This is a genomic window from Deltaproteobacteria bacterium, from assembly GCA_016219225.1.
Classification (GTDB): Bacteria; Desulfobacterota; RBG-13-43-22; order RBG-13-43-22; family RBG-13-43-22; genus RBG-13-43-22.
In genome coordinates this window covers 1-9,243 of record JACRBX010000213.1, presented here as the reverse complement: position 1 = coordinate 9,243, position 9,243 = coordinate 1, and the positions used below count along the sequence as shown (strand labels likewise).

Sequence of the window (9,243 nt, the reverse complement as noted above, 5' to 3'; positions counted from 1 at the left end):
TCCAAAAAATAGGGGTCCAGATCACAAATGATCGACTTATACCGATTCTGAAATAAGTGTCCAGGCCAAAATGCGGGTCCCGGTTTCTTCAACCAAGTTCCCCATTCGATTCACAAATGCTTTGCGGTCTTCCTCATCCTGGAAGATATCTTTTCCTTCTATCCCCCTCACCATCACGTGATGCAAGGTTCCGGGAACATCTAAACGGGCTTTCCGGGGCATATTTTGTCATTTACTCCATTTCCTCTTCCATGTAAATATTTTTTTTGAACCTAATGGATATCCCCATTTTCTGCTAGGGACTGAAAGAGAAGCAACCCAGCGGCCCATCTTCGAATGGGCTTGAAAGTAGCCGTTCTGCCAGTTCGAGTGGCCATACCGTGCTTGTTTGCAGCTTCATGTGCTTTACTCCTTTTAGAATTTGAACAACACAATATCATGGTCGACCAACACTCCTGTCCGTCGAAAAGCGGGTCAAACGAGGCAAATCTCGGGCGGCGAAGCTGTACCGAGCATTTGCTTGTTCGACAGACGTCCTCTATTTGAGTGATGCTCCTGTTGGAATTATCTTGAGTTTGATCGGTGTCGAGCCCAGGACCAGCAGGCGATAGTCCGTTATCCCTTTTGGAACACTGAAGAGAAGATCGATGTCCAATTTCTTGCCAGAGTCAATGATTTGAGGCACGGTGATAGCTCTTCCGGTTCCGTCTTTTTCGCTGACCGTAAAGGACAGCGTCCCGTGGAGGCCGCAACCATCGCACACATGTGAACAGGGAACGAGGTCTGAAGCTGGCGTCAGTAGAAAAACAAAACTACCGTCAAGCCACAGGTATGGAGGTTTGTGTTCGTCCGGTTTGGCATTGAGCTGGGCCAAACTTCGCTTCACATCCTCTGTTGCCCACAAAGTGTAGGATTTGTCAGCCAAAGGGGACGTATTGCGCACAAAAGCTGTCACTCGCAAGAGATGGAACCCTTGTTTTGGTGTCAAGGTGAACCGGCTAAACGAAACTCCTTCGCTGTACGGAACCTCGATGAATCTTCCGACAACATTTGATACGGCCCAAACAGATGTGACGTCTCGTGATCCAGCAAACACTTTGTTCTTCAAACCCGTCATGGCGGGTTGGGTTTTGATGGATTCCTTGCCGATCTTGTCAGCGACAGTGCTCGCGATGAGTGCGGTGCGGAGGTCATTGGCCCTTGTAGATTGATCGAAGTCGGTCTGGAGTGTCTTGAGAGCTCGCGTTCGGAGACTCTCCACCTTTGTCGAAAGCCACACTTTCTGTGTTTGTGTTGGGCCATCTGTTCCACGGTCCATGACTGATTTGAACGTGAGGAGAGATGATACTGGGTCATCCGCATATAGGCGGACTGCCTCATCAACATCGCCCTTGATCTTATCGTTCCAAGGTTCGGTCGGCCAAGTCTCTGATGTCACACTCGCCGTTTGTCCGAACACGGAACCGGAAAACGATAGGATCACCAAAACAACAGTCACCATCACTGAATTACGCATTGCCAGTTCTCCTTCTTTTGTGACCATTCTGTCGAACGTCACGCCTCACCGGCGGCGTGCCGTACGGTGGAGGCGGTGGTTCGGCGCTTTCATGCCATTCATGTAAGCCAAGTAGTTTTTTCCTCGGTTGTCATGATATCCTGTGGAACAACGACCTGATACGAATGGCCGTCAAGAGGTGGAAGCCATGCGAAGTGGACACACAGATCCACTCTGCCATAAATCGCTTTGTACTCGTGACCAATAACAAATGCAGCTGCGGCTTGACGCTGCTGTGGTGCATTGAACATTCCGTGTTGCTCAAGATGTCCCATGTAGCCTCCAGGTTTAAAGGCGTCTCGGACGGCGGTACGATAAGTCTTGTCAACGACGCTAAGTACGATCAGCGTGTCGTCTTGATTGGAAATAACACTTGAAATGCCTGGCTTCTTCGTGAGGACGCTCGTATGAAGCAGAAGCCATTGTAAAATCTTCTCGCGTTCTAGGTTTTTCCAGAACGGTGCCGTAGACCCGTAGTTATCAGCAGCGCAGAAGTGTTTATGCAGTGATGCTAAATGATCAAGGATAGCCCTTTTGGCCCCAGCCTGCAGAATGATCTCGTCATACATCACTTTCTCTGTATCAGATCGCATAGGCACACCACTGACTACAGATCCTGCCTCTATGGCAGATAATTTCCACCCTAGCAGTCTACAGTAGTCCTGGACGACTTCTTCGCATAGTATCTTTTCACAAATAACAAAGAGAGTTTTAGAAGGCCGCACACACTGTGTGGCGGCAGATGAACAGACAATGCAAGAACCACCTTCGGGTGGAGTTGGGGTTGGTTGCTTTACAGATGAGCGACGGTTCGTATCTTCCTCGGCACTGGGAACTATAGCGCGTCTCGGTTTAAGAAAACAAACGAGTCTACTTAGCATCTTGTTCATTGATCGATTCCTCCTTTGTTGTCGAACATAATATTATGCCTCAATAATAGCATCCCTGTTTGACTCGATCCAGGATGCTATGCCTCAAAAAATTACTTGACTTCCCTTATTTTCATATGCATTTATGAGGCATATGATTCCACTGGAGGAGGGATGATATGCCTCAAACAACTCGTCGGGGGGTGGCGCCATTGAACCCCCAGCCGCGCTGGCCTGATGGATACATTGCCGTACTGCGGGAAGCCGGGGCACAGGAAAAGACCATCCCGCACTGTGTGGCCTGGGTACGCCGGTTCTTTGCAAAACATCCGGGCCGCGGGCGCAGGGAATTGGGCCGGACCGAAATCGAGGCCTTTCTGGCTGAAACGGCCCAACGCCCAGGAGTGTCCAACTGGCAAGTCCAGCAGGCCCGTGACGCCCTGGAATTGTACTACGAGCAGTTTCGGGGCATCGGGCTCCGGGCACGCACCGATTCGATACAGCAAAAAACCCATCACAGACGCCCTCCACTCCAACCGCCAAGCCTGTCGTTAAAGTGCACAGTTTCAACAATGCACGGAAAAGTAATCTCGTAGGGCGCGGTCAGCCCCGTCGATACGCTGTAACCTGTTATTTACGGATTGCACCTTTTGTTCCATCCGTTTTTCCGTTAAACGTCAAGCAAGGAAATTAAAGGCACGATTGAATCTTTTAATTTAATATATTCAATTTATTAGGGCAATGTCAATCGAAAAAAGGATTGTTACTTTAATGGATTTTCCCACTTGATCCCGGGAAAGCGCGAGAAGCCGGTTGCCGGTGGAGATTAACTCACAGCCGTGTTCACTTGCCAGAGCAGCCAGATGCGCGTTCGTTACCGGGGTTGTGCTGGGGGGTAAAGGCTAATATCGCCTTGTAGAAAAAAACTCCTCTTAAACTTTATGCCGGTATTGCATTTTCTAATGGTTCAGAGGCCTTATATTTGATTGGCGTTATGCGCCGCTCAATGTCCAGCCATTTTTGTCGTTTAGCGATTCTAAGATCAAACTCGGACTGGAGATTGAGCCAAAACTGAGCCTCGACTCCAAAATAGCGTTGTAACCGGAGGGCCGTATCAGCGGTAATAGTCCGCTTTCCATTGACGATTTCGCTGATCCTGTTTGGTGGTACCCCAATATTCCTGGCCAACTGGTTAATGCTGAGTCCGACAGGACCCATAAAGTCTTCCCGTAAAATTTCCCCGGGGGGGATAGGTGACAGCAGGTTATTGTTTCCCATCTTATAACACCTCAGTGATAATCAATAATTTGAACCTGGTAAGCGTTTCCATCACTCCATTCAAAGCAAATCCGCCATTGGTCATTGATGCTGATGGCCCATTGGCCTTTTCTATTTCCTCTTAATGCGTGAAATTTGTTACCAGGGTTAAGCCTTAAGGCTTCGAGACTTGGGGCGGCATGCAAGACCATCAGTCGTTTTCTTGACTGACGTTCTATGGCCTGAAAACGACGAGCTCGGTGATCATTGAATAAAGCCTCCGTTTCTCTGCAAGCAAAAGACTTAATCATATCTTGCAAACTATTACGTCTCCCGTAATATGTCAAGAAAAACTTCCATTTGTACCATTTTTCCACAATAAGTCCCGTTTTGCCACACTTTTCCCTGTCACGAATCCCTGCCATAGTTACAACTAATTGAAAATTAACGCTATTTCATCTTGACGGAGCTGGCTTTATTATTGCTATTAAAAATAAGTTTGATGAATTCGTAAAAAGTCTCTCAGACCTGGCCTGGATTCCCGCCTGCGCGGGAATGACGGATTTTTACATAGTCGTCAGGTTTGATTCTCGGCAAAAAAATTATTCGGATATGGAGATATCGGGGTGATCGTAAAAGGAACTGATAAAAAAAGCATTATGATCATCGAAGATGATGCCGAGATGCGATCGTTGCTAATAGATTTTTTGGGGGAGGACGGCTATGAGGTAGAGGCCGCAAGCTCTGGAGCAGAGGCCCTCCGTAAACTTTCTGAACGTTCTTTTGATTTGATTATCACCGACATCCGCATGCCCGGTTTGACCGGGTTGGATATCCTGCCGGGGATCAAAAACCTGCAACCCGGGGTACCCGTTATGGTCATAACGGCCTTTGGCAGTGAAGAAATTTTTCATCGATCCATGGAGAGGGGGGCCACCGCCTATTTGGAAAAGCCCATCTGCTTTAATAAATTGGGGGCCTTGGTTTCCGGGATGGTTTACCAGAATGAAAAAGAGATAAGAGGATAGGAAGTAAATAAATTCATGGAAAGGGGGTGATTCAAAATGAATCCGGTAAGATTGATTAAGTTAGCGGCTTTATTATCCGCACTTTCTTTTTTGTTTGTCTTTGGCATGGGGTGTTCCAATATGAAGGAAGCCACGGCGGCACCTGTTAAGGTAACGCCTGTTCCTCCGGCTGCTCCCCAAGCGGCACCCAAGCCGGCAGTAGACTATGGCAAGATAGAAGGAGCAGCCAAACGGGCCGAATCGGCAGCTACTTTGGCCGAGGCGGCAGCCAAAAAGGCCGAACTGGCCGCCCAAAAAGCTGAGATAGCCAGCGGTAAGGCCGAGAAGGCCGCCGGCAAGGCTGAGGCCATGGCCAATAAGGCGGAGTCCATCTTTATGAAAAAGATGAAAAAGTAACCAACCATCATTTATCCCTTACCTTGAAAGGCCGATGGGTTCTTCTTGAACCCTTCGGCCTTTTTCCTCTCAGGCAAAGGCCTGATAATCACCGGCCAGAAAGCGTTCGACGTAATGTCGCCTGACCGATTCGTTGGCCATCAGCATATCCAGTTGACGGGCGCAGCCCATGAGTTTACCCAGGAGTTCCAGGCCGGCCTCCGAAGACTGCCTGGGATAGCCCCGCAGCCAGGCGGTTACCAGATCTCCCCGGAGGTCCACACTGAAACGGGAAGATAATAAGACATCCCGCAAAAAGCGGGCCCTCAAGTCCCGACGGTCACGACTCCCACCGCCCCCCTGGAAGCGGAAATTAACATAGTTGTTTTCGGTGACCGGTCCGATCAGGCTGTCCACCATGGCATAATGATAGGCCAGACGGATATTGAGGTTCAGATAATCCGGTCCCACCAGCAGGTAATTCGGGTCCCCCAATTTCCGCATGGCCCCCATGTCCTGGCCTAAGGAGGAGACCATGACCGAGGCGAACCCTTTCAAATCGATTTCCCGGCGTCCGGCCCAACTGACCTGGGGATGGACCATGCCCCGCCAGAGGGCCTGGAAGGGAAGGGACCTGATTTCCTCTGGCCGGACTTCTTTTTTGGACAGGGCCTCCGGGGCCAGGGCATTCCCCAATTCCCGGACGTACAGGTCAAGGCCCAGGGAAGAGGCTAAACGGCGGGTAGGCGTTTGCCTTTTCCGGGTCTCCTGGTCCCCCACCTCAAAAAAGGCGGCCACCCCTTTTTCATGGATAAAGCGAATCAGGTCGTTGACCGATTCACAACTTTCCGGTGTGAAATGACGGGCCTGGGGGTCCGTCAAATTCAATTTAAGGATCAGGGCACTCAAAGGGCTTGAAGGACGGTTGATCTTCGGTTGGGCCATTCGGGCCAGGGTCCTTTCCCGGATATCCGGCCAGGGTTGGCCTGTAAATACCTGGCGATGACTGGCATCCAGACCGATCATGGCCCCTGAAGTGAGCTTTTCCGTGGCCCCTGACAGTCCGAACAAAGAAGGGACGGCAAATTCTCGGAGCAGAGTTGCGGCATGGCCGGTGGGCTGCCCCTGCTCAGCAATAAAGCCGGTCAAAAGGGGAAGAACCGAGGCGATCTCCGGGACGGCCTGGGGGACCACCAGGATAACCCCTTCGGAAACCAAAGGGAATTCCCTGGGATCGAGGATAACCTGGACCGGGGCAACGGCCCGGCCGGGGAAAATAGTCTGGCCGCCGGACAGGATGGGCCGTTCCTGCGGGATGGTACCCCCCTGTTCCGAAGGGGCAATCAACTTCAAAGCTCTAGCCTGGAGGATCCAGATTTTTCCCTTTTGATCTATGGCCCACTCCATATCCTGGGGGCCGCCAAAATGCCCCTCTACGGTTAAGGCCAGCGCAAAAAGCCTTTGGATCTCTTCCGGGTTAAGGGAAAAAGCCTCCTGCTCGGCCGGACTGTTTTCAACCCTTTGGACCTGGGACGGGTCTCCCCAAATAAGACGGGTCTTTTTTAAGACCCCTTGGGATTCCACCTGTCCGGGGTCTTTCCGGTCTACCCGGAAGAGGTCAGCCGGGGCCAGACCGGCCACCATATCGCCGGCCAACCCCCAGGTGGAACTGATAAGCAGTTGATCCTGGTCGGGTTGGGCCGGGTCCTGGGTATAGATGACCCCGGCACTTCGGGCCTCGATAATGGGAATGAATAATACGGCCATGGGAGTGGCCACTTCGGTAAACCCTCCCATAAGGCGGTAGGTTATGGCCCGCTCGCTGAAGCGGCTGGCCAGGACCCTTTGATAGGCCGCAACCAACTGGGAGGGGGGGACATTTAAAAAACTCTCGAATTGTCCGGCAAAGGTTAACGTCCCGTCTTCCCCGATGGCACTGGACCGGACCGCCCATCTCTGAACAGGGGGCCCAAAGGCCGCACCCGCTTCCCGGATGGCTCCGGCGATGGGCTGGGGGACATGGGCCTTGAGGAGGATATCCCGGATCCGGTCGGCCTTGGCTTTAAAGCGTCCCCGGTCGCTGCTCACCTCGAGGGTATCCAACAGGGCGCGGATCTCGGCAGCCAGGACCGGATCGGACATGAAGGCCTGATAGGCCTCAGCCGTAACGGCAAACCCCTCGGGTATGGCCTCGGGCAGGATTTTTTTTAGTTCCCCCAAATGGGCGGCCTTGCCCCCCACTTCCTGGGTGTGGCCCAAACCGATTTCGGAAATCTTTCTGACCCAGGTTGGCTCGGCCCCTTTCTGAGAGGTTTCCAGGGATTCCTGGATGGACTGCTCCAGCTTTAAATAAGCCGCATACAAGGCTTGAAACCGGCCGTTGGCTAAATAATTAAGGTCTTCAATCATCAGAAGGGTGCCTTCCAGCAAGTCCCGGATCTGATGTTCCAGAGAGGCCGAGCCCAGGGGTAAAAACCGCAGGTCTGCCTCCAGGTCAGCCATGATTTCTAAAAGACGGCTGTTCCCGCCTAAAAGGGATTGAAGCCCCTGATATTTCTGTCGGGCCTCCATAATTCCTGCCCCGGATGCACTCCTCTTGAGGATCGGTTTGGGGTCCATCAACTATTGGGATCAGGTCGGGAAAGACCTTTGTATCCCATTGATTCGGCCGCCTTGACTATAACATCTCTCAAGTCACCGGGCTTAAAGGGCTTGGCAATAAAATCAAAGGCTCCCTTGCCCAGGGCTTCCCGGGCGACCTCCACTGTGGCATAGCCGGTGATCATGATCACCCTGGTCTCTGCCGATCGGTCCTTGACCTTTTCCAGGATCTCAATGCCGTCCATATCATCCATGCGGATATCCGTCACGACGATATCAAAGGTCTTTTCCTGGATCCGCTCCAGGGCCTTGACCGGATTTTCAAAAACTTCGACCTCTGCTCCCATCTTGGCCAAGGCCGGTCCCAAACGTTTCCCCACAATAGGTTCATCGTCCAGGATGAGAATCTGTATTTTCTTTTCCATTTCCTGCCTCCTTATCGGGTCTGCGCCTTCTTCCGGAAAAAGGTCCTGCCCGATTTTGATCATTAATGAACTCCCCAGGCAATACCGGTCTTCTTCAGAAGACCCCTGATTTCATCAGCCGATTTATTATCGTAATATACCTCAAAGAGGGCTTGATCTTTCCGCCGATCCCAGTCAAACCAGTCGGCCCAGGCCTCCATCCCCGGCCGGAGTTCAGGCCCCCCTTCCCAATGGAGAAAAAAATGATTTGATTTCCGGATAGTGGTCAAGACCGCATCTACCATGATCTTTTCTGAAGGCGAGGAATTCATCAGAAAAAGGGTGCTTCGGTCAAAGACCAGGAGCATTGGAGAAGGGTTATCCCCGGAAAAGGCTCCCAAAAGCAAAGGGGAGGGCTCCGGTTTTTCCCCAAAGGGATTTCCAAAGAAAGCCGGCCTTTGGCCTGTAGGGCCGGGGTTTCCCGTCTTCGATGCGGGTTTCGTCCTGAACCCCATTTCCCCCAGGTCAACCGCATAGAGGGGAAAAGGCCCCTTGATCTGGAAGGCTGTCCCCTCTTTTATCCATTGGGGCCCGGCCTGGGTCGGGATGAGCCGGTCCAGGACCCGATCATGGGCTTGATATAATCCCTGGCGCAGGGTCATCGCGGTCTGTGCTTTTCCCCCTAACGGCCCCGGGCCCTTTGGCACATCCTGCGGGTCCAGCAGATTCAGAAGGCCTTTGATCATCCGGTATTCCGGTTCTTTCAGCAGGGCCTTCAGTTCCTGAAGGCCGGATTCTTCCTGCAGGGCCATCCATTCCCGATCGGCCGGCTCCTGTTCCATCAAAGGTTCCGCTTCTAAAGCCCCAAAGGTGATTCCGGGGCAGGGTTCCGGCAGGACCTCCCGGCGGTCCGGGGTCCAATGTTGAAGATAGGCCGTAGCGCACTCTTTTAACTGGTCTAACCAGGGATACATCCCGTCATCCCCATCCTTTTCCAGCAGGCCTTGATCGTAAGGGACTTGATAAATACTAAAATACCGTTTATAATGTCTTCAAACTTCAAATCAGGAGGCATTGAATATGAAGACATCGATCCAGATTCGCAACGGAGTATCCTCACAGATTGTGGAATTGATTGTTCGTCTGATTGAATT

The 9,243-nt window shown here is 51.8% G+C and carries 10 protein-coding genes; 3 read left to right on the top strand and 7 right to left on the bottom strand.

Annotation, left to right across the window (positions count from 1 at the left end; all coding sequences use genetic code 11):
- Positions 1-538 precede the first annotated feature (538 nt).
- Both HY879_18035 and HY879_18030 read right to left on the bottom strand, forming a co-directional pair.
- The gene (locus tag HY879_18035; GenBank protein MBI5605240.1) at positions 539-1,543 is read right to left on the bottom strand and encodes a hypothetical protein; all 1,005 of its coding nucleotides are present in this window, start codon (positions 1,541-1,543) and stop codon (positions 539-541) included.
- A gap of 71 nt (positions 1,544-1,614) precedes the next feature.
- Positions 1,615-2,124, bottom strand: a complete 510-nt coding sequence (locus HY879_18030; protein MBI5605239.1) for a hypothetical protein — start codon at positions 2,122-2,124, stop codon at positions 1,615-1,617.
- Positions 2,125-2,603: 479 nt separating this feature from the next.
- Here HY879_18030 and HY879_18025 point away from each other — a divergent pair, with 479 nt between their 5' ends.
- On the top strand, positions 2,604-3,020 hold the full coding sequence (locus HY879_18025; GenBank protein MBI5605238.1) for a phage integrase N-terminal SAM-like domain-containing protein: 417 nt from the start codon (positions 2,604-2,606) through the stop codon (positions 3,018-3,020).
- A gap of 343 nt (positions 3,021-3,363) precedes the next feature.
- Here the strand turns inward: HY879_18025 and HY879_18020 are convergent, their stop codons facing one another.
- Positions 3,364-3,702, bottom strand: coding sequence for a HigA family addiction module antidote protein (locus HY879_18020; GenBank protein ID MBI5605237.1), 339 nt, complete (start codon positions 3,700-3,702; stop codon positions 3,364-3,366).
- 11 nt (positions 3,703-3,713) lie between these two features.
- Positions 3,714-3,992 carry a type II toxin-antitoxin system RelE/ParE family toxin gene (locus HY879_18015; protein MBI5605236.1) on the bottom strand — a complete coding sequence of 93 codons (279 nt, stop codon included), beginning with the start codon at positions 3,990-3,992 and terminating at the stop codon, positions 3,714-3,716.
- 315 nt (positions 3,993-4,307) lie between these two features.
- Here HY879_18015 and HY879_18010 point away from each other — a divergent pair, with 315 nt between their 5' ends.
- A complete protein-coding gene (locus HY879_18010) occupies positions 4,308-4,709 on the top strand; it encodes a response regulator (GenBank protein MBI5605235.1) in 402 nt (133 codons plus the stop codon).
- A 36-nt stretch (positions 4,710-4,745) separates the two neighbouring features.
- Positions 4,746-5,105, top strand: a complete 360-nt coding sequence (locus tag HY879_18005) for a hypothetical protein (GenBank protein ID MBI5605234.1) — start codon at positions 4,746-4,748, stop codon at positions 5,103-5,105.
- A gap of 69 nt (positions 5,106-5,174) precedes the next feature.
- Here the strand turns inward: HY879_18005 and HY879_18000 are convergent, their stop codons facing one another.
- From HY879_18000 to HY879_17990, 3 genes are all read right to left on the bottom strand, one after another.
- Positions 5,175-7,655, bottom strand: a complete 2,481-nt coding sequence (locus HY879_18000) for a hypothetical protein (protein MBI5605233.1) — start codon at positions 7,653-7,655, stop codon at positions 5,175-5,177.
- Positions 7,656-7,702: 47 nt separating this feature from the next.
- The gene (locus tag HY879_17995) at positions 7,703-8,110 is read right to left on the bottom strand and encodes a response regulator (GenBank protein ID MBI5605232.1); all 408 of its coding nucleotides are present in this window, start codon (positions 8,108-8,110) and stop codon (positions 7,703-7,705) included.
- 62 nt (positions 8,111-8,172) lie between these two features.
- Positions 8,173-9,063 (bottom strand): hypothetical protein, encoded by an 891-nt coding sequence (locus HY879_17990; protein MBI5605231.1) that lies wholly within the window; start codon positions 9,061-9,063, stop codon positions 8,173-8,175.
- Positions 9,064-9,243 lie beyond the last annotated feature (180 nt).

Coding starts and splice junctions, on each gene's coding strand:
- HY879_17990 (MBI5605231.1), bottom strand. CDS start 9,063: ATGTATCCCTGGTTAGACCAGTTAAAAGAGTGCGCTACGGCCTATCTT.
- HY879_18035 (MBI5605240.1), bottom strand. CDS start 1,543: ATGGTCACAAAAGAAGGAGAACTGGCAATGCGTAATTCAGTGATGGTG.
- HY879_18020 (MBI5605237.1), bottom strand. CDS start 3,702: ATGGGAAACAATAACCTGCTGTCACCTATCCCCCCCGGGGAAATTTTA.
- HY879_18025 (MBI5605238.1), top strand. CDS start 2,604: ATGCCTCAAACAACTCGTCGGGGGGTGGCGCCATTGAACCCCCAGCCG.
- HY879_17995 (MBI5605232.1), bottom strand. CDS start 8,110: ATGGAAAAGAAAATACAGATTCTCATCCTGGACGATGAACCTATTGTG.
- HY879_18000 (MBI5605233.1), bottom strand. CDS start 7,655: ATGGAGGCCCGACAGAAATATCAGGGGCTTCAATCCCTTTTAGGCGGG.
- HY879_18005 (MBI5605234.1), top strand. CDS start 4,746: ATGAATCCGGTAAGATTGATTAAGTTAGCGGCTTTATTATCCGCACTT.
- HY879_18030 (MBI5605239.1), bottom strand. CDS start 2,124: ATGTATGACGAGATCATTCTGCAGGCTGGGGCCAAAAGGGCTATCCTT.
- HY879_18015 (MBI5605236.1), bottom strand. CDS start 3,992: ATGATTAAGTCTTTTGCTTGCAGAGAAACGGAGGCTTTATTCAATGAT.